The organism is Micromonospora sp. RL09-050-HVF-A, from assembly GCF_019374995.1.
In the GTDB taxonomy this organism is placed as follows: domain Bacteria; phylum Actinomycetota; class Actinomycetes; order Mycobacteriales; family Micromonosporaceae; genus Micromonospora; species Micromonospora antibiotica.
Genome location: NZ_JAGKQP010000002.1, coordinates 3,624,936 through 3,651,824, shown reverse-complemented (window position 1 = coordinate 3,651,824; position 26,889 = coordinate 3,624,936). Strand labels below are relative to the sequence as shown.

General features: G+C 73.5%; 23 protein-coding genes and 1 pseudogene. 14 read left to right on the top strand and 10 right to left on the bottom strand.

The features are described 5' to 3' along the window. Window positions 1-22: 22 nt before the first annotated feature. The 4 genes from J7462_RS15760 to J7462_RS15745 form a co-directional block, all read right to left on the bottom strand. The gene (locus tag J7462_RS15760) at window positions 23-2,461 is read right to left on the bottom strand and encodes a hypothetical protein (protein ID WP_219464720.1); all 2,439 of its coding nucleotides are present in this window, start codon (window positions 2,459-2,461) and stop codon (window positions 23-25) included. Window positions 2,462-2,547: 86 nt separating this feature from the next. Continuing rightward, the gene (locus J7462_RS15755; RefSeq protein WP_145921730.1) at window positions 2,548-2,856 is read right to left on the bottom strand and encodes a cupin; all 309 of its coding nucleotides are present in this window, start codon (window positions 2,854-2,856) and stop codon (window positions 2,548-2,550) included. Next, window positions 2,853-3,803: an LLM class F420-dependent oxidoreductase gene (locus J7462_RS15750; RefSeq protein WP_219470379.1), complete on the bottom strand. Its 951-nt coding sequence runs from the start codon at window positions 3,801-3,803 to the stop codon at window positions 2,853-2,855. The genes J7462_RS15755 and J7462_RS15750 overlap by 4 nt, the downstream gene beginning before the upstream one ends. A gap of 2 nt (window positions 3,804-3,805) precedes the next feature. Next, window positions 3,806-4,591: an ABC transporter ATP-binding protein gene (locus J7462_RS15745; protein WP_208568183.1), complete on the bottom strand. Its 786-nt coding sequence runs from the start codon at window positions 4,589-4,591 to the stop codon at window positions 3,806-3,808. 262 nt (window positions 4,592-4,853) lie between these two features. On the opposite strand from J7462_RS15745, the gene J7462_RS15740 reads away from it, so the two are divergent. Continuing rightward, window positions 4,854-5,882, top strand: coding sequence for an ABC transporter substrate-binding protein (locus tag J7462_RS15740; protein ID WP_219464718.1), 1,029 nt, complete (start codon window positions 4,854-4,856; stop codon window positions 5,880-5,882). 100 nt (window positions 5,883-5,982) lie between these two features. Then, window positions 5,983-6,852, top strand: a complete 870-nt coding sequence (locus tag J7462_RS15735; protein WP_219464717.1) for an ABC transporter permease — start codon at window positions 5,983-5,985, stop codon at window positions 6,850-6,852. Between the two features lie 72 nt (window positions 6,853-6,924). On the opposite strand, the gene J7462_RS15730 is transcribed toward J7462_RS15735, so the two are convergent. Then, a complete protein-coding gene (locus J7462_RS15730) occupies window positions 6,925-8,106 on the bottom strand; it encodes an ABC transporter substrate-binding protein (RefSeq protein ID WP_219464716.1) in 1,182 nt (393 codons plus the stop codon). Between the two features lie 280 nt (window positions 8,107-8,386). Here J7462_RS15730 and J7462_RS15725 point away from each other — a divergent pair, with 280 nt between their 5' ends. From J7462_RS15725 to J7462_RS15705, 5 genes are all read left to right on the top strand, one after another. After that, complete coding sequence (locus tag J7462_RS15725; RefSeq protein WP_208568179.1) at window positions 8,387-8,548, top strand: hypothetical protein; 162 nt, start codon at window positions 8,387-8,389, stop codon at window positions 8,546-8,548. Then, the gene (locus tag J7462_RS15720; protein ID WP_219464715.1) at window positions 8,545-11,892 is read left to right on the top strand and encodes a sensor histidine kinase; all 3,348 of its coding nucleotides are present in this window, start codon (window positions 8,545-8,547) and stop codon (window positions 11,890-11,892) included. Before J7462_RS15725 ends, J7462_RS15720 begins: the two co-directional genes overlap by 4 nt. After that, complete coding sequence (locus J7462_RS15715; RefSeq protein ID WP_067313320.1) at window positions 11,889-12,296, top strand: roadblock/LC7 domain-containing protein; 408 nt, start codon at window positions 11,889-11,891, stop codon at window positions 12,294-12,296. Before J7462_RS15720 ends, J7462_RS15715 begins: the two co-directional genes overlap by 4 nt. An 84-nt stretch (window positions 12,297-12,380) precedes the next feature. Beyond that, on the top strand, window positions 12,381-12,743 hold the full coding sequence (locus tag J7462_RS15710; RefSeq protein ID WP_067313317.1) for a DUF742 domain-containing protein: 363 nt from the start codon (window positions 12,381-12,383) through the stop codon (window positions 12,741-12,743). Next, entirely contained in the window at window positions 12,724-13,347 is a 624-nt protein-coding gene (locus J7462_RS15705) for an ATP/GTP-binding protein (protein WP_208568177.1), read from the top strand. The genes J7462_RS15710 and J7462_RS15705 overlap by 20 nt, the downstream gene beginning before the upstream one ends. A gap of 72 nt (window positions 13,348-13,419) precedes the next feature. Here the strand turns inward: J7462_RS15705 and J7462_RS15700 are convergent, their stop codons facing one another. From J7462_RS15700 to J7462_RS15680, 5 genes and pseudogenes are all read right to left on the bottom strand, one after another. Continuing rightward, entirely contained in the window at window positions 13,420-14,508 is a 1,089-nt protein-coding gene (locus J7462_RS15700; protein WP_208568176.1) for a uroporphyrinogen-III synthase, read from the bottom strand. Further along, window positions 14,508-14,855, bottom strand: coding sequence for a nitrite reductase small subunit NirD (nirD, locus tag J7462_RS15695; RefSeq protein ID WP_208568175.1), 348 nt, complete (start codon window positions 14,853-14,855; stop codon window positions 14,508-14,510). Before nirD ends, J7462_RS15700 begins: the two co-directional genes overlap by 1 nt. Then, window positions 14,852-17,418, bottom strand: a pseudogene (nirB, locus tag J7462_RS15690) (nitrite reductase large subunit NirB). The gene nirD and the pseudogene nirB overlap by 4 nt, the downstream one beginning before the upstream one ends. A 29-nt stretch (window positions 17,419-17,447) precedes the next feature. Beyond that, window positions 17,448-18,881 (bottom strand): FAD-dependent oxidoreductase, encoded by a 1,434-nt coding sequence (locus tag J7462_RS15685; protein ID WP_219464714.1) that lies wholly within the window; start codon window positions 18,879-18,881, stop codon window positions 17,448-17,450. Further along, window positions 18,878-21,109 (bottom strand): molybdopterin oxidoreductase family protein, encoded by a 2,232-nt coding sequence (locus J7462_RS15680; protein ID WP_219464713.1) that lies wholly within the window; start codon window positions 21,107-21,109, stop codon window positions 18,878-18,880. The genes J7462_RS15685 and J7462_RS15680 overlap by 4 nt, the downstream gene beginning before the upstream one ends. A 150-nt stretch (window positions 21,110-21,259) precedes the next feature. On the opposite strand from J7462_RS15680, the gene J7462_RS15675 reads away from it, so the two are divergent. From J7462_RS15675 to glmM, 7 genes are all read left to right on the top strand, one after another. Continuing rightward, a complete protein-coding gene (locus J7462_RS15675; protein WP_219464712.1) occupies window positions 21,260-21,958 on the top strand; it encodes a class I SAM-dependent methyltransferase in 699 nt (232 codons plus the stop codon). Between the two features lie 112 nt (window positions 21,959-22,070). After that, window positions 22,071-22,328, top strand: a complete 258-nt coding sequence (locus tag J7462_RS15670) for a DUF6364 family protein (protein WP_091241872.1) — start codon at window positions 22,071-22,073, stop codon at window positions 22,326-22,328. Next, window positions 22,318-22,611, top strand: coding sequence for a type II toxin-antitoxin system PemK/MazF family toxin (locus J7462_RS15665; RefSeq protein ID WP_208568170.1), 294 nt, complete (start codon window positions 22,318-22,320; stop codon window positions 22,609-22,611). The genes J7462_RS15670 and J7462_RS15665 overlap by 11 nt, the downstream gene beginning before the upstream one ends. A gap of 330 nt (window positions 22,612-22,941) precedes the next feature. Continuing rightward, window positions 22,942-24,255 (top strand): nitrate/nitrite transporter, encoded by a 1,314-nt coding sequence (locus tag J7462_RS15660; RefSeq protein ID WP_208568316.1) that lies wholly within the window; start codon window positions 22,942-22,944, stop codon window positions 24,253-24,255. A gap of 211 nt (window positions 24,256-24,466) precedes the next feature. After that, on the top strand, window positions 24,467-24,910 hold the full coding sequence (gene rplM, locus J7462_RS15655) for a 50S ribosomal protein L13 (RefSeq protein WP_030489638.1): 444 nt from the start codon (window positions 24,467-24,469) through the stop codon (window positions 24,908-24,910). A gap of 20 nt (window positions 24,911-24,930) precedes the next feature. Next, window positions 24,931-25,404, top strand: a complete 474-nt coding sequence (rpsI, locus tag J7462_RS15650; RefSeq protein WP_091241865.1) for a 30S ribosomal protein S9 — start codon at window positions 24,931-24,933, stop codon at window positions 25,402-25,404. A 115-nt stretch (window positions 25,405-25,519) separates the two neighbouring features. Further along, window positions 25,520-26,875, top strand: a complete 1,356-nt coding sequence (gene glmM, locus J7462_RS15645) for a phosphoglucosamine mutase (RefSeq protein WP_219464711.1) — start codon at window positions 25,520-25,522, stop codon at window positions 26,873-26,875. Window positions 26,876-26,889 lie beyond the last annotated feature (14 nt).

Sequence of the window (26,889 nt, the reverse complement as noted above, 5' to 3'; positions counted from 1 at the left end):
ATGCAAACCGGGGGCGAGTGGGTCAGTCGCGGTGGTGGCGGCCGCTGGTGCGCAGGGAGCGTCGGCCGCTGTCCCGGTCCGGTTCGTTGTCAGCCAAGGGCTTGCCCAGGCCGGTGACCCAGTCGACGTACTCGTCGTCCGGCGTCGCCGACTTCGGGTCGACTTCGTCCATTGGGGCGTCCTGTGGGGAGCGGTTGCGCCGGAACAGTCCCCGTCGACTCTTGGTCTTTCCGGTCTGTTCCGGCGCGCTGCCGTCGTCGGTAGTGGGATCGGACTGGTCAGGGTCGACGGTCGGACCGTTCACCGGCGCGGTGCCGCTGGACTTCTCCGGCTCCCAGCGGAGACTGATCGGCTTCGGGGCGTCCGTCTGCTCGGTGGCACCCGGTTCGGGAAACGGCAGGGCGGCCCGGGCCGGTGCGGGTCGGTGGGCACCGGCCGGGCCACCCGTACCGCCGAGATCCGGCAGGTGGTGGCGGGGGCGGGGGGTGGCCTCGACGCCACCCGGCGCAACGTGCCGTACGCCGGCCACCGGCGGCACGTCCTCGGTGATCGGCGTGGCCGCAGCGGTGCCGCCCCGGCTGGTGGTTTCCGGTGCCGTCGTGCCGACCGGGGCGGCGTCGACGTCATCCGGTGTCGGGCTGCCGGTCGGGCCGGAGCCGGCCGGTCGGTCCTCCCCGGTACCGCCTGTCTCTGCGACGGGCGAGGGTTCGGGGCGGGCGGGGACGGCCGCAGCTCCGGTCGCGGTGGACCGGGCGCGGCTGGCCCGCTTCGCCCGGGGCTTGGGCGTGGCCACGGACTCCTCCCCGGTGGCCGGCCCGGCACCTGCTGCCGGCCGCACTGCGCCGACCTCGCTGCCCGCCTCTTCGGCGGCTGCCGCCTTCCGCTGGCCTGAGCGGCTTCGCGGCGACCCGGCCCGACCAGCTCCCGCCCCCGCGGACGACGTCGCACCCGGTGCGTCCCCGGCCGGCCCGTCCGGGGTGGCTGCCGCCGGGTCCGGCCCGGTCGGGGCCGGCCGGTTCGGGCTCGGAGCCGGCTCGATCGGGGTCGAGCCGCTCCAGGCCGCCCCGGTCGTGCTCACCCCGGTCGTGGTCAGGCCGGTCGGGGCCGGAGCGGCCGGGGCCGCGCCGGTCCGGCTCGGTTCGGGCCTGGTCGGGGGTGGGGTGGTGCGGGAGGCGTGCCGGTCGGCGACCGTGGCGGCGGGGTCCGGCCAGTCCCAGTGGGCCGGGTGGCGGCCGGTGCCCGGCGCGTCAGGCGACGGCCACCCCGGGCCGGTGCCCGGTATCGCCGGCACCCCGCCGACCCCCGACGCGATGTCGGCCGAGGACCCGGAGGCCATCGCGGAGGCGGCGGCAGCGGGCCGGTCGGCGGCGCGGGAGCGGGCGGCGTCCGGTCGGTCGGGGCGGAGGGCGCGGGTGGCGGCGCTCAGGTCCACGGTGACCGGCTCGTCCGCGCCGATGCCGGCCAGCTCGGAGCCGGTGAGCTCGGAGCCGGTCAGGCCGGTCCGGTCCGGGCCGGAGCCGGCAGCGGCGGTGCGGGCCGGGTCGGCCACGGCCGGCAGCGGGGCGAGGATGTCGGTCGGCTCGATCGCCGCCTCGCCGTCGCGGCGGGCGGCGCGGGCGGGCAGCAGCGGCCAGCGCAGCAGGGTGGCGGCGACCGAGCCGAGCGCGCCGGTGACGACCGCGATCACCACGCCGTAGTACGGGGCGAGCTGGTACCGGTCCACCTGGTCACCCGGCCCGGCGGTCAGGTAGGCGAAGGCGAGCAGCACCGGCCCGGCGACCCCGGTGGCCCCGCCGGTCAGCCGGGGGTGTCCCCGTCGCCGGGCCACCCCGCCGGTCACCGCGCCGGCCACCAGCGCGATCACGGGCAGCAGCATCGCCAGCCGCTGTGCCCGGTCCGCCCCGAGCCAGGAGGGCTCCAGCACCCCCAGGCGTACGGTGCGCAGCGGCTCGGTGGAGAGCACCCCCGGTGCGGCCGAGACGAGCGCGACCAGCCAGACCGCCCCGCCCATCAGGGCGACGTTCCAGCCCAGCGGGGGGCGCAGCATGACGGCCGAGGCGGCAGCCGCACCGACCACCGCCCCGGCGACCGCGCAGATGCCGACCGCCCAGACCGGGTCGACGGCGCTCAGCTCGGCGGCCCGGGCGGGTTGCATGCACAGCGGGGCGACGACCAGCGCGCCGAGCGCGGCGGCCCCGGAGATCGCCAGCTGCACGGGGGTGTCCTGCGGCAGCCCTTCACGGCGGACGAGCCGGCCGGTGAGGACCGCGCCGACCACGGCGGCGGTCACCGCGAACCAACCCACCCAGGCGAGCTGGGCCGGCCACCGGTTGACGTCGGTGAAGTCGCCGGTGAGTCGGACGATGCCGAAGCCGTACGCGATGCCGAGCTGGCCGGCCCCGGCCAACATGCTCACCCCGAGTGCGGTGAGCAGCAGTTTGCCCCACGTCCGAAAGGCCATGTCGCGCACGTTACGGCCCGGTGCGCCCGATCGCCACTGTGGCGCGGCGCGGCCGGGACCAGCTGTTACCCAAGCGCTACCAGCGACTACTTGAGTTCCACCAGGCGGGCCAGATAGGTCGTGTCCCCGACATTGGTGAGCATGTGGACGGCACCCGGGTCCCGGTAGACCACCCCGCCGGTGGGCTCGTCGGCGTCGATCCGGGTCCCGTCGATCGTCTGGACCACGTTCTTCGCGCCCTCGATCGCCACCACCAGGTACGGGTGGTCGTGCCGGTGCAGCGGCTGCCGCTCACCCGGGGCGAGCCGGATGTGCCACACCCGGACCCGGTCGTTCTCGAAGACGATCTCCTGGCCGACCGGGCCGAGTTCGAGGTCGTGGGTCACGTCGGTCATCGGGTTCCGTCCAGTTGGGGGAGCACCTCGGCGGCGATGAGCTCCAGGTGGTCGAGGTCATCGAGTTCGATCAACCGCAGGTGGACCCGGGTGGCCCCGATCGCGGCGAACTCGCCGATCCGGTCGACCAGTTGGGCGGGGGAGCCGACCACCGGGTCTTCCGGCGGCAGGGCGCTCTTGACGTGCAGCGGTGCGGCCCGGCGCTGGGCCTGCGCGTCGGTACGCCCGATCGCCACCACGATCCCGGCGGAGAGCACCAGCGGTGCCCGTCCCGTCCCGTCCCGGCCGGTCCGGTCGCACGCCTCCCGTACCCGGTCGTACGCCTCGGCGGTCTCCTCGACCGACTTGAACGGCATGTTGAACTCGTCGGCGTACCGGGCGGCGAGGTCGGGGGTGCGTTTCGGGCCCCGGCCGCCGATGATGATCGGCGGGCCGGGCTGCTGGACCGGCTTGGGTAGGGCCGGGGCGTCGACGAGCTGGTAGTGCTCGCCGGCCCAGCTGTAGGTCGCGCCGACCGGGGTGCGCCACAGCCCGGTGACGATCTCCAGCTGCTCGGCGAGCCGGTCGAAGCGTTCGCCGACCTTCGGGAAGGGGATGCCATAGGCGGTGTGTTCCCGTTCGTACCACCCGGCGCCGATGCCCAGCTCGACCCGGCCGCCGCTCATCTGGTCGACCTGGGCGACCATCACGGCCAGCGGGCCGGGCAGCCGGAAGGTGGCCGAGGTGACCAGGGTGCCGAGCCGGATGCGGGAGGTTTCGCGGGCGAGTGCGGCCAGGGTCAGCCAGGCGTCGGTGGGGCCGGGCAGCCCGGGTTCGTCGCCCATCGCCCGGTAGTGGTCGGCCCGGAGGAACCCGTCGAAGCCGCCGGCCTCGCAGAGCTGGGCGAACCGGAGCTGGTCGTCGTAGCTGGCGCCCCGGTGCGGCTCGGTGAAGATCGCCACTCGCACGGTCATCGTCCCTCCACCCCGGCGGTCGCCGGTGTCTCCCGTTCCATCAGCAGTTCGTGCAGGTCGGCGCTGACCCGGGCGACGTCGGCCAGGTGGGCGTTGCGGCCGAGGGTGCGGGGGCGGGGGATGTCCACGTCGACGATCTTGCGGATCCGTCCGGGGCGGGGGCTGAGCACGACCACCCGGTCGGCGAGCAGCACCGCCTCGTCGATGGAGTGGGTGACGAAGACGACGGTCGCCCCGGTCTCCATGTGCACCCGTTGCAGTTCGCCGGAGAGTTCCTCCCGGGTGAGCGCGTCCAGGGCGGAGAAGGGTTCGTCCATCAGCATCACCCGGGGTTCGCCGATCAGCGACCGGCACAGCGACACCCGCTGCTGCATGCCACCGGAGAGTTCGTGTGGCAGCCGCTTCTCGAAGCCGGCCAGGCCGGAGAGTTCCAGCAGTTGGCGGGCGCGTTCGCGGTGCTTGGCGCGGCTCCAGCCGAAGATCTCGGCCGGCAGCAGCACGTTGTCGAGCACCGTGCGCCAGGGGAGCAGGGCGGGTTTCTGGAAGAGCATCGCGACGTCCCGGCGGGGCCGGGTGATCGGGCTGCCGGCGACGGTGATCTCGCCGCTGCTGACGGGCAGCAACCCGGCGATCATCCTGAGTAGAGTGGACTTGCCGCAACCGGAGCGGCCGAGCACGGCGACGAACTCGCCCTCGGCCACGTCGAGGTCGATCCCGCGCAGCGCCTCCACCCGCCCGGAACGGCCGTCGAAGGTGCGCGACACATCGGACAGTCTGATCATCGCCGTCGGTCTCCCCTGAGTCGGCGGTCAGGAATCCGACAAGGATATCCCCAGCGTGCCGGCCGCTCACCGTCCGGGGTGGAGTCGAGTTGTTTCCGTTCCGCAACCCGATCCGCCTGGTGTGGTGACGGTAAGTGTCTCGTACGCTGTGCCAGCGAAGAGTCCCTTCACGACGGCTGCGTCGGCGCCCCCTCACGCCGTCCCGCCGGAACGACAACCCCCTCCGGGCACACCGCCCGGTCGGAAAGGACATGGTGCACAGATGACAAGGCTGACCCGCACGGTCGCCGCGGCCACCCTGGCCACCGCCCTCGCTCTGGTATCCGCCTGCAGTGGCGGGTCCGACTCGGCGGACGCAAAGACCGGCGACGGCAAGTCGCTGGAGAAGGTGACCTACCTCACCTCGTTCGGCAACTTCGGTCGCGACTCGTACGCCTGGGTGGCGAAGGACAAGGGCTTCTTCAAGGAGGCCGGCTTCGAGGTGGAGATCAAGCCCGGTCAGGGCACCGGCGCGGTCATCCAGACCATCGTCGGCGGCCAGGCCGACTTCGGTCCGATCGACCTGACCGGCGGCCTGCTCCAGGTCGGCAACGGGGTGGCCAAGGACTTCGTGGCGGTGGCCGCGATCCAGCAGCGCACCATGGCCGCCATCGTCTCGGTCGAGGGCAAGAACATCGCCACGCCCAAGGACCTCGAGGGCAAGAAGCTCGCCGACACCCCCGGCTCCGTCGTGCGCAACCTCTTCCCGACGTACGCCCGGATGGCCGGGGTGGACTACAACAAGGTCACCTGGGTCAACGGTGACGCGCAGACCCTGATGGGCACGCTGGCCTCCGGCCAGGTCGACGGCATCGGCCAGTTCGTCGTCGGTCAGCCGACCGTCGAGGCGGTCACCAAGAAGAAGCCCGTCGTGCTGCCGTACAGCAACGTGATGCAGGACCTCTACGGCAACGCGCTGATCACCTCCAGCAAGATCGCCAAGGAGAACCCGGAGAAGGTGAAGAAGTTCACCGCCGCGCTGCTCAAGGGGCTTGAGTACGCCCTGGCCAAGCCGCAGGAGGCGGCCGAGATCCTGAAGAAGAACGTGGACACCACCAACCCGGCAGCTGCCGCCGCCGAGTTGCAGCTGATGGCCGGCTACGTGCGCTCCAGCAACTCCGGCACCGCCATCGGCACCCTGGACAGCGACCGGGTCGCCAAGAGCATCGCGATCCTCCAGGGCGCCGGCGCGCTCAAGTCGAACATCACCCCGGACCAGATCATCGACTTCAACCTCGTCCCGAAGGCCTGATCGACGCCGAGGTGCCACGGGGGTGCGACCCAGCGGGACGACCGGTGGGCGCACCCCCGTTCGCGTGCCGGCCAGCGTGCCGGCAGGAGAGGAGGATCCTGTGACGGACTCGATCCGGACCCGTCCCGTACCCGGATCGGCCGGACCGCCGACCCCCACGGTTCAGGCCGCGCCCCCACCGCGCGCCCGGTCACCCTGGTCCCGGATACGCCCCGCGGCGGTCGGCCTGCCGCTGGCCGGCCTGGTGGTCACGGTGGCCGTCTGGTGGGTGGTCACCTCCGGGCTGCACCTGGTGCACCCGTCGTCCCTGCCGCCACCACAGGCGGTCTGGACGTCCCTGACCGCATCGGCGGACGTGCTCTTCCCGGCGCTGGGCACGACGACCCTGATGACGGTCCTCGGTTTCCTGCTGTCGACGGTCGCCGGGGTGCTGATCGGGATGGCGCTGGCCGCCTCCCGGCGGGCCGAGCGGATGTTCGCCCCGCTGCTGGTGGCGATCAACGCGGTGCCCAAGATCGCGCTGGGGCCGCTGCTGGTGGTCTCGGTCGGCTGGGGTTCGAAGCCGATCCTGACCATGGTGTTCCTGCTCTGCTTCTTTCCGATCGTGCTCTCCACCGCCACCGGCCTGACCACCACCCCGGCTGACCTGGCCGAGCTGGCCCGGTCGCTGAACGCCTCCTGGTGGCAGTCGTTCCGCAAGGTGCGGTTCCCGGCCGCCCTGCCGCAGATCTTCGTCGGGCTGAAGGTGGCGATGCCGCTGGCCGCGATCGGCGCGGTGATCGGGGAGTTCTACTCCGACAAGCCGGGCCTGGGCTACCAGATCCTCCAGTACAACGGGGTCGGCGACACCGCCACGGCCTGGGCGGCGATCGTGCTGATCGCGGCGATGAGCATCCTGCTCTATTCGGCGTTGTCGCTGGTCGAGCGGCTGGCCCTGCCCTGGGTCCGGGCCACCACCTCGGCCCGCTGACCCCGCAGCCACCCGACCCGAAGCACCGACGGGCCGACCCCACCCGGGGGCCGGCCCGTCGGTCGGGGGCGGTCAGCTCGCCAGCCGCCACCGGCCGCCCCGGGCCACCAGCGTGGTCAGCGCCTGCGGCATCAGCCCGGAGTGGTTGTCCGGGGTCATCCGGATCGGCCCGGACAGGCCGTCCAACTGGGACGTCTCCAGCACGTCCCGCAGGCCGTCCCGGTTGACCCGGCCACTCGGGCCGCCGGCCCGTACCGCCGAGTCGGCGATCAGCTGGACGGCGTCGGCGGCGAACGACGAGAGGCCGTTGTAGCCGCCGAACCGGGCCGTGTAGTCCTGGAACCACTGCCGGCGGGCGGCCTTGGCCGGGGTGGTGGCGATGACGTCGTCGATCACCATGGTCTGGGTGAAGATCAGGGTGGCCCGCTCGGTGGCCCGGCCGGAGCCGCCCAGGAAGAGGTCACCGGCCGCGGCGGCGTCGAGGAAGAGCGACCCGGAGTAACCGGACTGGTCGGCGGCGGTGGCGGCGAGGGTGGCCTGCTCCGGCGGGGTCCAGATGACCAGCCCGGTGGGGTCCCGGTCGACCAGCCGGCGAACCGGTGCGGCGAGTTCGGTGTCGGTGGTGCGTACCGCCTCGGCGCGGACCCGCTTGATGCCGACCTTGCGGAACTCGCCCTCCAGCGCGGTCAGTCCCTCGCGGCCGTAGTCGTCGTCGCTGTGCAGGATGCCGACCTCGGTGATCCCGCGCCGCCGCAGTTCGGCGGTGAGCGCGGCGGCGCTGTCGCCCGCGTTCGGCGCGAGCTTGAACACGTACCGGCGTTCGGGGACGGGGCTGGCGACCGCGCCCGACGGCGCGAGTGCGATCGTCGGCACCTTCCGTTCGTTGATGGTGCGCGCGGCACCGACGGCGCATTCGTTGCAGCCGCCCATGATGATGGCGTTGACCGTGGAGTCGTTGCTGAAGTCGCCGATGTTGCGCAGCGACTCGTTGGCGTCGGACCGGTTGTCCTTGACCACCAGTTTGATCTTCCGGGAGCCCAGGGCGCCGGAGGAGTTCAACTGGTCGACCTTCAGATCCAGGGCGCGCTGGTACGCCTTGCCGACCGGCGCGGCGACGCCGGAGAGTTCGAGATCGGCGGCGATCGTGATCGGGCTGTCGTCCTCCTCTGTCGCGCCGAACGAGCAGCCGGTGAGCGTGGTGGCCAGCACGGCCGATGCGAGCGCCACGATGGTCGCGGAGCGGATGGGGCTCAACTCAGTCCTCCAGGTGCGGCGCGGGACGGGCCCGGTCACCGCCGCTAGTCCGTCCTCAGTGGAGAAACGGGATTGTGTGCCGTACGGTGTGCGCGAAAGCCTGCAAAACCTTGCCAATGCCGGGGCGTGCGGTCAAGCGCGGATGCTGTCGGCGGTTTCGGGACGCGAATCTCACATTGTGGGGACATCAGATATTTACCCATGCTCACTCATCAGAGGCGTACGAACACTCTGGAGTGACATGCCCTGTTCAGGGGTGGCCTGCTAAGCAGGGAAAACGGTGATCAGCATGCTGGTCGACCGATTCCTGTCCGAACGCGGCTTCCCAAACAGGATCTTCTCTGATGAAATCGCGGCCGTGCCGCGCGTGGCGCTGTCCGTCGCACCAGGCGCGGGTCGGCGGGTCAGGCGTGTGGAAGATACGACGGAGGCGATGTCGTGAGCACCGGACCGACGACCCTGCCCGAGCCAGGCGAAAACGCCGGAACCGAACGGGAGCGCCGACTGCCCCGGCTGCGGGATGCGCGGATTCGTTCCAAACTCGCCCTCATTCTGGTCGTACCGGTCGCAGCGGTCATCGCACTGGCGACAATCCGACTCGTCTCCACTACCGAGGGTGCGGTCGACGCCACCCAGATCCGTTCGCTGACCGCGCTCTCCATCGACGTTTCGGCGCTCACGCAGGATCTGCACAAGGAGCGGATGGCCGCCGCCGGTTACCTGGCCAACCCGCAGCTGCTCCCGGACGACTACAACCTGCGGGTCCGGGCCACCGGTGAGCGGATCAACGCCTACCGGGCCGAGCGGGCCGACCTCGGTGAGGTCCCGGCCGCCGTGCGGGACCGGCTCAAGGTGATCGACGACCACCTGCGCACGCTCGACGCGACCCGGCAGGAGGTGCTCGACCGCCGGCAGATGCCCGTCGCCGAGGCCACCCTGCGGTACGGCGTGATCCTCACCGACCTGGTCTCGTACGGCGACACCCTGGCCCAGCTGGCCGGCCAGGAGAGTCTCGCGGACGCCCGCCGCGCGGTGGCCGCGTTCAGCCGGGCCAAGTCCGCCGTCGCCGAGGAGGAGGCGGTCGCCTACACCGCGCTGGTCAGCGGACGCCTCGACGAGGAGCAGTTCTCCTCGTTCGTGGCGACCCTGACCAGTCAGCAGGAGGCACTGCTCGGCTTCTCCCTCGCCGCCGACCCCACCCAACGTGCGCTGGTCTTCAGCGCGGTCTCCGGTGACGCCGTCGGCCTCGCCGACCGGGTGGCCGCCGACATCACCCGCTCGGTCGGCCAGCGCAGCCCGATCAGCGCCGGTGACGCCAGCGCCGCGATCGGCGCGGTCAACGACCTGATGCGGTGGACCGAGATCCAGCTCCAGGAGACCCTGCTCGCCCGCTCCGAGCAGGCCCGCAGCGACGTCATCCAGCAGGCCGTCATCGAGACGGTGCTGGTGCTGCTCACCCTGATCGTCGCGATCACCCTCGCCGTGGTGCTGGCCCGCTCGCTCAACCACTCGCTGCGCCGGCTGCGGGAGGGCGCCCTCTCGGTGGCCAACCACGACCTGCCGGACGCGGTCAAGCGGTTGCAGAACATGGGCAGCGTCGGCGACGGCGGGGTCGAGGAGATCGTCCGCCAGGTGCGGGACCCGATCCGGTTGACCAACCGGGACGAGGTCGGCCAGGTGGCCCTGGCGTTCAACGTGGTCCACCGGGAGGCCGTCCGGGTCGCCGCCGAGCAGGCGGCGCTGCGGACCAGCGTCTCGGCGATGTTCCTCAACCTGGCCCGCCGCAGTCAGACCCTGGTCGACCGGATGATCGGCGAACTGGACGCGATCGAGCGCGGCGAGGAGGACCCGAAGCGGCTCGCCCAGCTCTTCGAGCTGGACCACCTCGCCACCCGGATGCGCCGCAACGACGAGAACCTGCTCGTGCTGGCCGGTGCCGACTCGGCCGTGCCGCGCCGCGACGACGCGCTGCTGGTCGACGTGCTGCGTGCCGCCCAGTCCGAGGTGGAGCTCTACAACCGGATCGAGTTCGGCACCGTCGACACCGACATCTCGGTCGCCGCCCACGCCGTCAACGACGTGGTACGCCTCGTCGCCGAGCTGCTGGACAACGCCACCCGCTTCTCGCCGCCGACCACCACGGTCGTCGCCGACGGCCGGCGGATCCGCGACTACGTGCTGATCCAGATCGAGGACCGGGGACTCGGCCTCACCGACGAGCAGCTCGACTCGCTCAACCGCCGCCTCGCCGCCCCGCCGACCGTGGACGTGGCCGCGTTCCGGCTGATGGGTCTGGCCGTGGTCAGCCGGCTGGCCAGCCGCTACGGCGTCCGGGTGGAGCTGCGCCGCAACGTCGAGGGCGGCACCGTCGCCCAGGTGACGCTGCCCAACGCCACCGTGGTCCTGCCCGCCCACCGGGGCCGGGACCAGGCGATCAGCCGCCCGCGCCAGCCGCTCGCGGTCGAGCAGCCGTCGCCCGCGTCGTCCGGCATCGGCGGCGCCTTCAGCGGTGCCCGCAGCGCGGCGGCGACGTTGAACGACCAGTGGCGCACCGCCCCACCGGCGCCCGCGCCGTGGCAGCCGCCGGTGGACGCCCGGGAGACCGCCCCCGCCGTGCAGTTCGGCGGCCCGGTCTCCGCCCCACCGTTCGCGCCGGTCCCCGCCCCGTCGGCCGACTCCGGGTTCGGGGCCTTCTCGGCCGGCAGCCCGACGGTGGCGAACCCGACCATCGACCCGCTGCCGCGCCGGGCCGCGCCGGGCGAGTCCGCCCCGGTGCTCCCGGTCGGCCCGGTCGCCGGTGCCACGCCCGCCCCGACGGAGTCCTACGGTGCGCCGGCCATGCCGTTCGCTGGTGCCCCGGCAACGACTCCGTACGCCGGTGCCCCGGCAACGACTCCGTACGCCGGTGCCCCGGCGGCGACCCCGTACGCCGGTGCGCCCGCCGCCACCCCGTACGCGGGTGCTCCGGCGGCCACCCCGTTCGCCCCGGCCGCCGCCGCGGCGGCGTTCGCCCCGGCGGCCCAGCCGGCCGCGTACGCCGCACCGGCCGCCCAGCCGTACACCGCACCGGCCGCGTCCTACACCCCGCCGGCGCCGGCCGCACCGGTGGTCGCCCGCCCGGACCGGCCGGCCGACTCGCCGATCTTCCGGGAGATGGAGGCGGTGTGGTTCCGGTCGCACGGCGACGACGCCACCGCGATCTTCACCCGGCCCCGCTTCGACGAGGAACCGCCGGCCGCACCGCCGCGGTCCAACGGCGCGAGCAAGCCGACCCGCCCGCCGCTGCCCACCCGGGTACCGACGGCACCCACCGCCGCCGGCACCCCGACCGTCACCCCCGCCCCGGCGGCCCCGCAAGCGCCCGCCGCCACCGGACCCGTACCGCCGGCCCCCACCGCGGCGTCCACATTCGGCACCACCGCGCCGGCCGCCCCCACCACGGCGTCGACATTCGGCACCACCCCGCCGGCCGCGCCCGAGGCGCCGGCAGGCCCACCGGCCGCCGACGCCGACGCCTGGCGGACAGCGGCCGACGAGGGCTGGACCCGGGCCAGCCAGGCGGCCGAACCGGCCAACGCCGGCACCACCCGTTCCGGCCTGCCGAAGCGGGTGCCGCAGGCGCAGCTCGTCCCCGGCGGGATCGAGCCGAAGGAGGGCCGGGACCGCAGCCGCCGCACCCCCGACGAAGTACGCGGTCTGCTCTCGGCCTACCACCGCGGCGTGCAGCGCGGACGCACCGCAGGCGCGGACCTCAACAGCACCTCGACCAAGGAGACGAACCGATGAACAGGCCAGCTGCCATGCAGGACATGGGTTGGCTGCTCACCAACTTCGCCGACAGCGTGGCGGGCATCGCCCACGTGGTGGCGGTGTCCGCGGATGGGCTGCTGCTCGCCTCCTCGCGGGACCTGCCCACCGACCGGGCCGACCAGCTCGCCGCGATCACCTCCGGCGTGGTGAGTCTGACCGAGGGTGCCGCCCGGATGTTCAGCGCGGGCGGGGTGCTGCAGACAGTGATCGAGATGGACAGCGGTTACCTGTTCCTCATGTCGATCAGCGACGGTTCGTCGATGGCGGTGCTCGCCGCCCGCAGCTGTGACGTGGGTCAGGTCGGCTACGAGATGGCGTTGCTGGTCGAACGGGTGGGTGCGGCGTTGGTGCCGCTGCCCCGGGACGCCGTGCGTTCGTAGCACCGGTGAGGCCGGGCGCGACCGCGTCCGGCCGGAGGGACGACGCATCCGGGCCGGACCCGGGCGGAAGGAGGTGATCGCGGCATGGACCCCCGACGGGACCCGCGCGGGGCGTTGGTGCGTCCGTACGCGGTCACCCGGGGCCGCACCGAGCCGAGCCGGGACATCGCACTGGAGGCGGTGCTCACCTCCAGTGCGACCCAGGTGGCCGAGTCCCGCTTCGCCGGCCACGACAAGTACCGGATCGCCACCGTCTGCGAGGGCCGGGCGCAGTCGCTGGCGGAGATCGCCGCTTACACCCGGATGCCGTTGGGCGTCGCCCGGGTGCTGGTCGCCGACCTGGTCGCCGACGGTCTGCTCACGCTACACACTGCCGCTCCCGCCGAGGGGTTCGAGGAGCGAATGGAAATCCTTGGAAGGGTGCTAAGTGGACTTCGCAGGCTATGACCCCGTCGGGTCGCGCCAGAGCCGGGGAATCGTCTCCGCGAAGATCGTGGTCGCGGGCGGCTTCGGCGTGGGCAAGACGACCCTGGTCGGGGCGATCTCCGAGATCACTCCGCTGACCACAGAGGCGCTGATGACCGCCGCCGGCGTCGGCATCGACGATCCGTCGAAGGTGCCCGGCAAGGAGACCACCACGGTCGCCATGGACTTCGGCCGGATCACCATGGCGCAGGACCTGATCCTGTACCTGTTCGGCACCCCCGGGCAGACCCGCTTCTGGTTCATGTGGGACGAGATCATCCGGGGTGCGGTGGGTGCCGCCGTGCTGGTGGACACCCGGCGGATCACCGACGCCTTCGCCCCGTTGGATTACTTCGAGAACCGCAAACTCCCGTACGTGGTGGCGCTGAACCGGTTCGACGGCTCGGACCTGTACGAGCCGGACGAGGTCCGCGAGGCGTTGGCCATCTCGGCGGACGTGCCGCTGGTGATGTGCGACGCCCGGGACCGGGAGTCGGTCAAGCAGGTCCTGGTGACGGTGGTGGAGCACGCCATGCTCCGGCTCCAGGCCGAGCACGGCCGGGGCTTCCCGACGCCGGTGGGCTGAGCGCGGACGGTCACCGGTGGTGACGGCGCAGCCTCCGGGCCGGGGCGTCACCACCGGTGGTCCGCTGCCGGCTCACTCCACCCGGAGCCGGTAGCCGCGCTTGACCACGGTCTGCACCACCCGGGGTGCCCGCAGCCCCACCCGCAGCCGGGCCACCGCCATCTCCACCGCGTGCTCGTCGGCCCCCCGGGGCAGCGTGCGCAGCAGTTCGGTCCGGGACAGCACCCGACCGGGCTGGGCGGCGAGCGCCCGCAGCACCGCCATCGGCGCGGGCGCCAGGGGCCGCAGCTCCCCGTCGATGACGGCGGCGTGCCCACGCAGGGTCAGCAGGTGCCCGGCCGCCTTGACCGTGACGGTTCGGCGGGGCAGTTCGTCCACGATGGTGCGGACCAGCGCGCCGAGCCGGGCCCGGGTCGGCGCGCTGACCGGCACGCCCCGCCGCACCAGCGGTTCGGCGGTGACCGCGCCGACGCAGCTGACCAGCACGTCGCCCCGCAACGCGGCCAGCACCGTCTCGGTACGGTCCCCGGCGGCGCGCAGCAGCGCCTCCGCCGCCGGGGCGGAGGTGAAGGTGACGGCGTCGACCAGCCGGCCGGCGACGAGGTCGATCAGCCGGTGCAGCGGGGCCGGGTCGGTCGGTGGGGCCCACCGGTAGACGGGCACCTCGATCACGGTGGCCCCGGCGGCCTCCAGGGCCTCGGTGCACTCCGGTTGCCGGTCGCCGTGCAGCTGCATGGCGATCACCTGCCCGGCCACCCCACGTCGGCACAGGTGCTCGACCACCTCCTCGCAGCTCTCCGAGGCCGGCGACCACTGGTCGTGCAGGCCGGCGGCCCGGATCGCGCCGCGCGCCTTGGGGCCCCGGGCCACCACGTAGGCCCGGGACAGCACGTTCTTCAGCGGCTCGGCCAGCCCCCAGCCCTCGGCCGCCTCCAACCAGCCGCGCATCCCGATGCCGGTGTTGGCCATCAGCACGTCCGGTGGCCGGTCCAGGCAGGCCCGGGTGGCGTCCCGCAGGTCGGTGTCGTCGGCCAGCGGCACGATCCGCAGGGCCGGGGCGAGCACCACCCGGGCACCGCGCCGTTCCAGCAACGCGGCCAACTCGTCGCGTCGCCGGTCGGCGGTCACTCCGATGGTGAAGCCGGCCAGTTCGTCCCGCATCACTCCTCCTGTCGCAGCCGCACCTCGACCAGGCCGTCCCGGCAGCGGACGTCGTACCGGGGCAGGGTCACCCCGGGCAGGTCCAGGCACAGCCCGGTTCGCAGGTCGTACACCTGCTTGTGCAGGGGGGAGGCGACGGTGGGCACCCCGCCCCGGCTGCCGACGATGCCCCGCGACATCACGTACGCGCCGCTGAGCGGGTCGAGGTTGTCGACCGCGAACAGCTCGTCGTCGGTGCGGAAGATGGCCACCTGGACGCCGTCGACCAGGGCGGCGACGCCGCGCTCGGGTTCCAGCCTCTCCAGCGGGCAGACCGGGGCCCAGCCGATGGTGACGGTGTCGCTCATCGCCGCACCTCCGGCAGGCCGAGGACGACCGGCTGGCGACGCCGGGTGGGTGCCCCGGCGGGGCGGCGGCCCCGTCCGGTGGTGCGGCCCCGGCGGCGACGGGGCCGCGTGTCGGTACCGGCTGGCCGCGTTCCACGGCGAAGGTGATCGACGGGTCCGGCACCTCGGGGGCGTTGACGAAGGAGGTGAACCGGCGCAGCCGTTCCGGGTCGTCGAGCACGTCCCGCCACTCGTCGGAATAGGACGTGACGTGCCGGGCCATCGCCGCGTCGAGTTCGGCGCAGAGCCCGAGCGAGTCGTCGACGATCACCGACCGGAGGTGCTCCAGGCCACCGTCCATCGCCTCGATCCAGGCGGAGGTGCGTTGCAGCCGGTCGGCGGTGCGGACGTAGAACATCAGGAACCTGTCGATCAGGGTGATCAGCTCGTCGGTGGTCAGGTCGGTGGCGAACAGGTCGGCGTGCCGGGGCCGGAAACCGCCGTTGCCGCCGAGGTAGAGGTTCCACCCGGTGTCGGTGGCGATGATGCCGAAGTCCTTGCTGCGGGCCTCGGCGCACTCCCGGGCGCAGCCGGAGACGGCGGACTTGAGCTTGTGCGGGGCCCGCAACCCCCGGTAACGCAGTTCCAGCGCGACGGCCAGGCCGACCGAGTCCTGCACCCCGTAGCGGCACCAGGTCTCGCCGACGCAGGACTTCACCGTGCGCAGCGCCTTGCCGTACGCGTGGCCGGACTCGAAGCCGGCGTCGACCAGCCGCCGCCAGATCTGCGGGAGCTGCTCGACCCGCGCGCCGAACAGGTCGATGCGCTGCCCGCCGGTGATCTTGGTGTAGAGCTGGAAGTCGCGGGCCACCTCACCGATCACGATCAGCTTGTCCGGGGTGATCTCGCCGCCCGGGATCCGGGGCACCACCGAGTAGCTGCCGTCGCGTTGCAGGTTGGCCAGGAAGTGGTCGTTGGTGTCCTGCAACGACGCCTGCTCGCCGTCGAGCACGTGCCCGGTGCCCAGCGACGCGAGGATCGAGGCCACCACCGGCTTGCAGACGTCGCAGCCCCGGCCCCGGCCGTGCTCGGCGACGAGCTGCGAGAACGTCCGGATGCCGCGCACCCGGACGATGTCGAACAACTCCTGCCGGCTGGCGTCGAAGTGCTCGCACAGCGCCGTGGACTGCTGCACCCCGGCCGCGTCGAGCAACTGCTTGAGCATCGGCACGCAGGAGCCGCAGCTCGTCCCGGCCCGGGTGCACGCCTTCAACGCCGGCACGTCGCACGCCCCGCCGGCGATCGCCGCGTCGATGTCGTCGCGGGTCACCGCGTTGCAGGAGCAGACCTGCGCCGCACCGGGCAGCGCGGTCACCCCGCCGCCGCCCTCGCCGGCCGGGGCCAGCAGCGTCAACGGGGGAGCGGGCAGCGGCCCGCCGACGCTGGCCCGCAACGTCGGGTAGGCGGTCGCGTCCCCGACCAGCACCCCGCCGAGCAGCGTCCGCGCGTCGTCGGAGAGGACCAGCTTCGCGTACGAGCGGGTGACCGGGTCGGTGAACGTGACGTCCAGGCAGCCGGGGGTGGTGCCGTGGGCGTCACCGAACGAGGCCACGTCGACGCCGAGCAGCTTGAGCTTGGTGGCGCTGTCCGCGCCGGGGAAGGTGGCCGCGCCGCCCAGCAGCCGGTCGGCCACCACCTCGGCCATCGCGTACCCGGGGGCGACCAGGCCGTGGCAGGTGCCGTCGACGGCCGCGCACTCGCCGACCGCCCAGATCCGCTCGTCGTCGCTGCGGCAGCTCCCGTCGACCAGCACCCCGCCCCGGGGGCCGAGGCCCAGCCCGGCGGCGCGGGCCAGCTCGTCGCGGGGCCGGATGCCGGCGGCCACCACCACCAGGTCGGCGTCGACCGTGCCACCGTCGGAGAGGTCCAACGCGGCGACCGTGCCGGTCGGGCCGGGCCGCAGCGCGGTGGTGCCCACCCCGAGGTGGGTGGTGACGCCCAGCTCTTCCACGTAGCGCCGCAGCATCGCGCCGCCCGCCTCGTCGACCTGCACCGGCATCAGCCGGGGGGCGAACTCCACCACGTGGGTGCGCAACCCCAGCAGCCGCAGCGCGTTGGCGGCCTCCAGACCGAGCAGGCCGCCGCCGATCACCGCCCCGGTCACCCGGCCCCGGGCGTGCTCCCGGATCGCCTCCAGGTCGTCCAGGGTGCGGTAGACGAAGACGCCCGGCAGGTCCGTGCCGGCCACCGGCGGGACGAACGGGTACGACCCGGTGGCCAGCACCAGCGCGTCGTACGGGTGCTCCCCGGTCGCGGTGGTCACCACCCGCCGGTCCCGGTCGATCCCGGTGACCGGCTCGCCGAGGTGTAGCCGCACCCCCTCGTCGGGGGTGTGCAGGTTGAGCTCCTCGGCGGACACCCCGTCGAAGAACGCCGACAGTCGCACCCGGTCGTACGCCGGGCGGGGTTCCTCGGCGAGCACCGTCACCTGCCAGCGCCGGTCGTGGTCGCGGGCGCGCAGCGCCTCGACGAACCGTTGGCCGACCATGCCGTTGCCGACGACGACCAATCGTCCACCGGTCATCGGGTCACCTCCTCGTGGTGTCATCACGGTCATCGGGTCGTCCCCACCGAGTCCACCTCGGACAGCCAGCCGACGATGCCCTCGACGGCCTGCCGGCAGCCACCGCAGCCGGTCCCGGCCCGGGTCGCGGCGACCACCTCGTCGACGGTCCGGGCGCCGGAGCGCCAGCAGCGCACCAGGGTGCCCTTGTCGACGTCGTTGCACTGGCAGACGGTCACCGCGTCCGGCATCAGCGCCGGGGAGGCGGCGGGTGTCGCGGGGGCGCTGCCGAGCGACCGGCCGAGCAGCAGCGCCCGCCGGTCGGTGGGGACCGGGGCGCCCCGGTCGAAGAGCTGCACGACCGTGCCGACCGCCGGGTTGTCACCGAGCAGGATCGCCCCGGTCAGCCGGTCGTGGTGGATACGCAGCCGGGCGTACGTTCCCCGGGCCGGGTCGGCGAAGGTCAACTCCTCGCCGGGGCCGCCCGTCGGGTCGCCCATCGCGGCCAGGTCGATCCCGGCGGCCTTGAGCCGGGTCACCACCGGTCGGGGCCGGTAGCGGGCCGCCGGGTCCTCGCCGGTGAGCAGCCGGGCCACCACCCGGGCCTGTGCCCAGGCGGGTGCGACGAGCCCGGTCGGGCCGCCGGTGCGGGCGCAGTCGCCGATCGCCGAGATCGACCCGTCGTCGGTGCGTAGCCGGTCGTCGACCAGCACCCCCCGGTCGACGGCCAGCCCGGCGGCGGTGGCGAGGTCGGTGTCGGGGCGCACCCCGCAGGAGAGCACCAGCAGGTCGGCGTGCAGGGTGGTGCCGTCGGCCACGTCGAGGCGGACCCCGTCGTCGTCGGTGGCCAACCCGGTCGCCGGCACCCCCCGTCGGGTGGTGACGCCGAGCCTGGCGAGCGTGGCGGCGAGCACCTCCCCGGCGGCCGGGTCGAGCTGGCGTTCCATCAGGTGCGGGTGGGGGTGTACCACGGTCACCGCCAACCCCCGGGCGGCCAGGCCGCGCGCCGCTTCCAGGCCGAGCAGCCCACCGCCGAGCACCAGCGCGGTGCGGGCGGTGCGGGCGGTGGCGAGGATGCGGCGGCAGTCGGCCAGGGTGCGGAAGACGGCGACCCGGGGCGGCAGGGCGGCCGGGTCGAGGCCGGGCAGCGGGGGCACCACGGCCCGGCTGCCGGTGGCGAGGACCAGGTGGTCGTAGTCGATCCGGTCGCCGTCGGTGGTGTGCACCGTCCGGGTGGCCCGGTCGATCGCGGCGGCCACCACCCCGGTCCGCACGTCGGTGCCCTGCCCGGCGACCTCGGCCAGCTCCACGTCGGGCTCGTCGACCTTGCCGGCCAGCAGGGTGGAGAGCATGATCCGGTTGTACGCCCGGTGCGGTTCCGCCCCGAGCACGGTGACCTTCCGGTCGCCGTTGCGGGCGTGCAGCTCGGTGGCGAGCCGGGCGCCGGCCATCCCGTACCCGACGATCACGATCTGCCCGGTCATGCCCGCTCCACCCGGACCGCGCAGATCTTGAACTCGGGCATCCCGGAGACCGGGTCGAGGGCGTCGTTGGTGACCGAGTTGGCGCGCGCCGCCCCGGGCCAGTGGAACGGGGCGAAGACGGTGTCGGGCCGGATGGTCGGGCTGAGCCGGGCCGGTGCCCGCAGCTCACCCCGGCGGGAGGCGACCCGGACCTCGTCGCCCTCGGCCACCCCGAGCCGGTCGGCCAGGTCGGGGTGCAGCTCGACGAAGCCGTGCGGGGCGGCCCGGTGCAGCGCGGCCACCCGCCGGGTCTGCGCGCCGGACTGGTACTGGGCCAGCACCCGCCCGGTGGTGAAGTGCAGCGGGTAGTCGGCGCAGACCTCCTCGGCCGCCGGCCGGTGCTGCACGGCGTGGAACCGGGCCCGGCCGCTGGGGGTGGGGAAGGTGTCGGCGAAGAGCCGGGGGGAGTCCGGCCCGTCCGGGTCGGGGCACGGCCAGAAGACCCCGTCGGCGGATTCGATCCGGTCCCAGCTGACCCCGGCGTAGTCGGCGACGCCCCCGGCGGAGGCCCGCCGTAGCTCGGCGAAGACGACCCTCGGGTCGGTCGGGAACCGGTCCGGCGCGGTCCGCGGGGCCGGGACGTGGTCCGCAGGGGTGCGCGGGGCCGGGACGGCGGGCCGGGTGGTCGTCGGGGTGGTCGGGGCCGGGCCGTCCGGCGTCGTCGCCGGGGCCGGTGCGTCGGGGGCGTCGTCGAGGCGGGCCGCGAGCTCGGCGAGGACGGTCAGGTCGGTGCGGACGCCGGGGGGCGGTGGGCGCAGCGCCCGGCGGCGCAGCACCCGACCCTCCAGGTTGGTCATCGTGCCGTCCTCCTCGGCCCACTGGGCCACCGGCAGCACCACGTCGGCCAGCTCGGCCGTCTCGGAGCGCAGGAAGTCGGCCACCACCAGCAGGTCCAGCCCGCGTAGCCGGGACTCGACCCGGGCCGCCCGGGGCGCGGAGACCACCGGGTTGGAGCCGAAGACCAGCAGTGCCCGGGGGCCGTCGGGGGTGCCGAGCGAGTCGAGCAGCTGGTAGGCCGGCACCCCGGGGCCGGGCAGTTCGGCGGGGTCGACTCCCCAGACCCCGGCGACGTGGGCGCGGGCCGCCGGGTCGTCGATCTTGCGGTAGCCGGGGAGCTGGTCGGACTTCTGGCCGTGCTCGCGTCCACCCTGGCCGTTGCCCTGACCGGTGAGGCAGCCGTAGCCGGAGTGTGGGCGGCCGGGCAGGCCGAGGGCGAGGGCGAGATTGACGTACGCGCTGACGGTGTCGACGCCCTTGGCGTGCTGTTCGGCGCCCCGGGCGGTGAGGATGACCGCCGAGTCGGCGGTGCCGAGCGCGCGGGCGGTCGCCTCCAGGTCGGCCACCGGCACCCCGGAGAGCCGTTCCACCTCGGCCGGCCAGTACCCCGCGACGGTACGGCGTACCGCGTCGAAGCCCTCGGTACGGGTGGCGACGTACTCCCGGTCGATCAGCCCTTCGGTGAGCGCGATGTGCAGCAGTGCGTTGGCGACCGCGAGATCGGTGCCGGGCAGCGGTTGCAGGTGCAGGTCGGCCTGGCGGGCGGTGGCGGTGAGCCGGGGGTCGACCACGATCAGCCGGCCGCCCCGGGCCCGCTGGTCGGTCACGTGGCGCATCAGCGGCGGCATGGTCTCGGCCGGGTTCGCCCCGACCAGCAGCAGGGTTCCGGTGCGGCCCAGGTCGGTCAGCGGGAACGGCAGCCCCCGGTCGACGCCGAAGGCGCGCAGTCCGGCCGCCGCCGCGGAGGACATGCACCACCGGCCGTTGTAGTCGATGTGCCGGGTCCGCAGCGCCACCCGGGCGAACTTGCCGAGGGCGTACGCCTTCTCGTTGGTGAGCCCGCCGCCGCCGAAGACCGCGACCGCGTCCCGGCCGTGGGCCCGCTGGATGGTGCGCAGCCCGTCGGCGATCCGGTCCAGCGCGACGTCCCAGCTGGCCGGGCGCAGCGTGCCGGACGGGTCGCGGACCAGCGGGGTGGTCAACCGGTCGGGGTGGTCGAGCAGTTCGGCGGCGGTCCAGCCCTTCTGGCACAGCCCGCCGCGGTTGGTGGGGAACTCCCGGGGCCGGACCTCGATCCGGCCGTCGGCGTCCCGCAGGATCATGCCGCACTGGAGCGCGCAGTACGGGCAGTGCGTTTCCGTCTCCCGGGGCGGGGGCTCCGTTCGTGTCGCGGCGCGTGCACCGTCTGTCATGTCCGCAAAGCGTGCCGCCGGGCGGTTTCCGACCGGGGTCCCTTCTGTTTCGGTCCTGTCAAGAGCGGTTCACACCGCACGGGGGCAGGGGACCGGTCGGTGGGGTCTATAATGTGAGACAAGTTTCTTAATATGTGAGAGGGGTGGATCGTGGACGTGACGGCGGCCTTCGATGCGGTGGCAGGTTCCTACGACGGGGCCCGCCGTCGGCTCGTCCCCTGCTTCGACGACTTCTACGGCACCGCCGTCGAGGTGGCCGCCCCACCGCTGCGGGCCGCGCTCGCCGCCGGGCGTACCCCCGAGGTGCTCGACCTGGGTGCCGGCACCGGACTGCTCTCCCTGCTGCTCACCGCGGCGCTGCCCGGGGTGCGGGTGACCCTGGTCGACGGGGCCGCGCGGATGCTCGCGGTGGCCGCCGACGGGTTGGCCGCCCGGGGGGTGGCGCACCGGACCGTCGTGGCCGACCTGGCCGACCCGCTCCCCGCCGGCCGCTACGACGCGGTGGTCTCCGCCCTGGCCGTGCACCACCTCGACGACGACGGCAAGCGCGCCCTCTACCGGCGGGCGGCCGACGCGCTCGTCCCCGGCGGGGTGTTCGTCAACGCCGAGCAGGTGGCCGGCCCCACCCCGACCCTGGACCGCCGCTACGACGACGTCTGGCTGGCCCAGACCGCCGCGCGCGGCTCGGATGCCGACGAGATCGCCGCCGCCCGGGAGCGGATGCGGCACGACCGCCCGGCGTCGGTGACCGACCAGTGCCGGTGGCTGGTCGACGCCGGCCTGGTCGACGTGGACTGCTTCTACAAGGCGTGGCGGTTCGCGGTCTTCGGCGGTCGCCGTCCCGCCTGACCCGGACCCCCTGCGGCGGGCGGGCCGGGCGGTGGCACACGGCGGTTTGTCGGGTTCGTCGAGGCGGGCGAACGGAACGACCGGCGGTCATACCGGGAGTAGGATCGCAGGCATGACTGCCAAGGTGACCCTCTCGTTCTCCGACGAGACGATCGAGGAGGCCCGCCGGTTCGCCAAGCGGGAAGGACTCTCCCTCTCCGCCTGGATGGACCAGGCCGCCCGGGAGAAGGCGCTGCGGGAGGTCTTCACCGCCCACGCCGAGGCGGTCGGGCGGGCCGGGCTCGACCTGGAGTCCGCCGCCCTCGCCGACGCCCGCGAGGTGGGCATGGTCGCCGACGTGCTCTTCGGCGGTCGCCCGCGTGCTGCGTAGGGGAGAGGTCTGGCGCATCGAGGGCGCCCGGGAACGGCTCGGCCTGGTGATCAGCTCCGACGTCTACAACTCCACCGACGTGCCGATCGTGATCGTCGCCGAGGTGGTCGAGACCGCCCTGCTGCGCGACTCCCCGCTCGCCGTGCCGATGGGTGCCAACGTGGTGATGCCCGACCGGCTGTCGGCGCCGATGAAGAAGTGGTTCACCGAGTGCGTGGACGTCGCCGACACCGAGACCATGCAGCGGGTGGCCCGCGCACTGCGCATCCTCCAGGAGCTGTGACCCGCCCCGGCGGGAGCGGCGACCCACCGCAACGGTGGGCCCCTCACCACCGGTTCCCGGTCGACGTGCGGTCTCCGTTTCCGGCCCGACCCACGTGGGGCACCGCCGGGAAACCGACCCTGCCTAGCGTCCTGCTCACATCGACGAGGAGGAGTCGCCGTGAGCACGCTCGCCAGCAGCAGTAACGCCGCCGCCGATCCACCGGCCGCCACCACCGACCCGCTGGCCGCCGCCACGGTCGGTCCGCCGGGCGACACCGACGTCCCGCCGACCGCCGACGCGGCTGTCACCGCCGCCGGACCCGACCGGCCCGCCGGGCGGCGGCACCGGATCGACGACTGGCGACCCGAGGACCCGACCTTCTGGCAGACGACCGGAGCGCCGATCGCCCGTCGCAACCTCTGGGTGTCGATCTTCGCCGAGCACGTCGGCTTCTCGGTGTGGAGCCTCTGGTCGGTCACCGTGCTCTTCCTCGGCCCGGCGTACGGCATCGACCCGGCGGGGAAGTTCCTGCTCACCGCCGTACCGGCCGCGCTGGGGGCGGTGCTGCGGCTGCCGTACACCCTGGCGGTGGCGCGCTTCGGCGGGCGGAACTGGACCATCGTCAGCGCGCTGCTGCTGCTGGTGCCGGCGGTGCCGATGGCGCTGCTGCTGGAGCCGGGTGTGTCGTACACCACGCTGATGGTGCTGGCCTGCCTGACCGGGGTCGGCGGCGGCAACTTCGCCTCGTCGATGGCGAACATCAACCTGTTCTTCCCGGACCGGCTCAAGGGTCGCGCACTCGGGCTCAACGCCGGGGGCGGCAACCTCGGCGTGCCGGCGGTGCAACTGGTCGGGCTGGCGGTGCTGGCCACCGCCGGGGCCGCGTACCCCCGGCTGGTGCCGGCGGTGTACCTGCCGCTGATCGTGCTGGCCGCGCTCGCCGCCGCCCGCTGGCTGGACAACATCCCGGACGCCCACAACGAACCCGGCGCGTTGCGGGAGGCCGCCCGCGACCGGCACACCTGGGTGATGTCCCTGCTGTACATCGGCACCTTCGGCTCGTTCATCGGCTTCGGCTTCGCCTTCGGCCAGGTGCTCCAGCTCCAGTTCGCCGAGCGGTTCCCCACCCCGGTCGACGCGGCCTGGCTGACCTTCCTCGGGCCGCTGATCGGTTCGTTGATCCGACCGTTCGGCGGTCAGCTCGCCGACCGGCTGGGCGGGGCCCGGGTGACGTTCTGGAACTTCGTCGCGATGGCCGTCGGCGCCGGCCTGGTGCTCTACGCCGCCCGGGAGCAGTCGTTCCCGCTCTACCTCGTCGGGTTCCTGGCGTTGTTCGTCTTCTCCGGCATCGGCAACGGGTCGACCTACAAGATGATCCCGGCGATCTTCCGGGTCCGGGCGGCGGCCGAGGCGGAGCTGACCGGCGACCCGGTCGCGGCGCAGCGCCGGGCCCGGCGACGCTCCGGGGCGCTGATCGGCATCGCCGGGGCGGTCGGCGCCTCGGGCGGGGTGCTGGTGAACGTGGCCTTCCGGCAGTCGTTCCTCACCTCGGGCAACGCGGACGCCGCCTACCTGGCCTTCATCGGCTGGTACGCGCTCTGTTTCGTGGTGACCTGGGTGGTCTACCTGCGGCCCGGCCCGGGTAAGCTGATCGGCGTGTGACCCTGGTCATCCGCCGAAACCGCAGGCCACGCCGGCCGACCCCCCGTTTTGACCAGCAGACCGGGCGCCGGGTATCGTTGCCTGCTGTTGTACGACATCCAGAGGCGTGCCGCTCAGGTACGCTTGGTCGTTCGTGCGCGCTGGTCCGGCCGGGAAGCCTCTGGTCACCTCGGCGCGCGACCCCAGACCGACGACGAGACAAGGTAGACCTGTGCGTACGTACAGCCCGAAGCCGGGTGAGATCGAGCGTCAGTGGCACGTTATCGACGCCTCTGATGTCGTGCTGGGCCGCCTGGCCACCCACGCCGCCACGCTGCTGCGCGGCAAGCACAAGCCGACTTTCGCGCCGCACGTCGACACGGGCGACTTCGTCGTCATCGTGAACGCGGGCAAGGTGGCGCTGACCGGCAACAAGCGGCAGACCAAGGTCGCCTACCGGCACTCCGGTTACCCGGGCGGCCTCAAGCAGATCGGCTACGAGGAGCTGCTGACCAAGCGGCCCGAGCGGGCCATCGAGCTGGCCGTGAAGGGGATGCTCCCGCACAACAAGCTCGGCCGTCAGCTGATCAAGAAGCTGAAGGTCTACGCCGGTGCCGAGCACCCGCACCTGGCGCAGCAGCCGGTGCCGTTCGAGATCAAGCAGATCGCGCAGTGAGCGAGGGCGAAGGAAACAGCATGACCGACATCACCGAGACCGAGGTTGCCCCGGAAGCCCCTGAGGCCACCGAGGCGCCCGCGCCCGTCGCCCGCGCGCCTCGTGGTGACCGGCCGATCCAGACCGTGGGCCGCCGCAAGGAGGCCATCGTCCGGGTCCGTATCGTCCCCGGCACCGGCAAGATCACCTGCAACGGCCAGGAGCTCGAGTCGTACTTCCCGAGCAAGGTGCACCAGCAGCTCATCAAGGACCCGCTGGTCACCGCCGAGAAGCTGGAGCAGTTCGACGTCATCGCCAACCTGCGTGGCGGCGGCACCACCGGCCAGGCCGGTGCGCTGCGGCTGGGCATCGCCCGTGCGCTGATCGTCAACGAGCCGGACGACCGCCCGGCCCTGAAGAAGGCCGGCTTCCTGACCCGGGACGCCCGGGTCAAGGAGAGCAAGAAGTACGGTCTCAAGAAGGCCCGTAAGGCGCCTCAGTACTCGAAGCGCTGATCACCACCAGCGCGTTGTACTTCTGACGGACGGCCGGGTCCGCCTCCCCCACGGGAGGCGGCCCGGCCGTTTCCGTTTTCTCCACTCATCGCAGGTGCACCGGAGGTTCGCGGGTATGGGGCGGTTGTTCGGCACGGACGGCGTACGCGGGCGGGCGAACGTGGATCTCACCCCGGAGTTGGCGCTCGCGGTGGCGGTGGCCGCCGCGCACACGCTGGCCGAGTCGGACCGCAGCCACCCGCCGCTGGCGGTGGTCGGGCGGGACACCCGGGCCAGCGGCGAGATGCTGGAGGCCGCCGTGGTCGCCGGGCTCACCAGCGCCGGGGCCAGCGTGGTCCGGGTCGGCGTGCTGCCCACCCCGGCCGTGGCGTTCCTGACCGCCGAGGCCAAGGCCGACCTGGGCGTGATGCTCTCCGCCTCGCACAACCCGATGCCGGACAACGGGATCAAGCTGTTCGCCGCCGGTGGGCACAAGCTGCCCGACGAGATCGAGTTGCGGATCGAGGCGGCCGTCGAGGCGAACGCCACCACCGCCTGGGACCGTCCGGTCGGCGCGGGGGTCGGCCGGGTACACGACCTGCTCGACGGTGCCGACCACTACGTGCAGCACCTCGTCGGCACCGTGCCGCACCGCCTCGACGGCATCAAGGTCGTGGTCGACTGCGCCAACGGCGCCGCCGCCGAGGTCGCCCCGGTGGCCTACCGGGAGGCCGGCGCCGAGGTCATCGCGATCCACGCCGAACCGGACGGCCTCAACATCAACGACGAGTGCGGCTCCAACCACCTCGACAGCCTGCGGGCCGCCGTGGTCGAGCACGGTGCGCACCTGGGCCTCGCCCACGACGGCGACGCCGACCGCTGCGTGGCGGTCGACGCCACCGGCGCGGAGGTCGACGGCGACGAGCTGATGGCGGTCCTCGCGCTGGCCCTGCGCGACGCCGGTGAGCTGACCCAGGACACCCTGGTCGCCACCGTGATGAGCAACCTCGGCCTGCGGCTGGCCATGTCCGCGCAGGGCATCCGGCTGGTCGAGACCAAGGTCGGCGACCGGTACGTGTTGGAGGAGCTGCGCGCCTCCGGCCTCGCCCTCGGCGGCGAGCAGAGCGGCCACCTCGTCATGCCCGCGCACGCCACCACCGGCGACGGGGTCCTCACCGGCCTGCACCTGATGGCCCGGATGGCCGCCACCGGCCGGTCCCTGGCCGAACTGGCCTCGGTGGTCACCAAGCTGCCGCAGGTGCTGATCAACGTGCCGGTCGGCGACCGCACCGCCGGTGCCACCGCATCCACCGTCAAGGCCGAGGTCGAGCGGGCCGAGGCGGAGCTGGGGGAGACCGGCCGGGTGCTGCTGCGGCCGTCGGGCACCGAACCGTTGGTCCGGGTGATGGTCGAGGCCGGCACCGAGGAGACCGCCCGGTCGGTGGCCGAACGGATCGCCGCCCAGGTCAGCGCCGCCAGCCCCGCCAACTGACCGTCCCCGTTGCG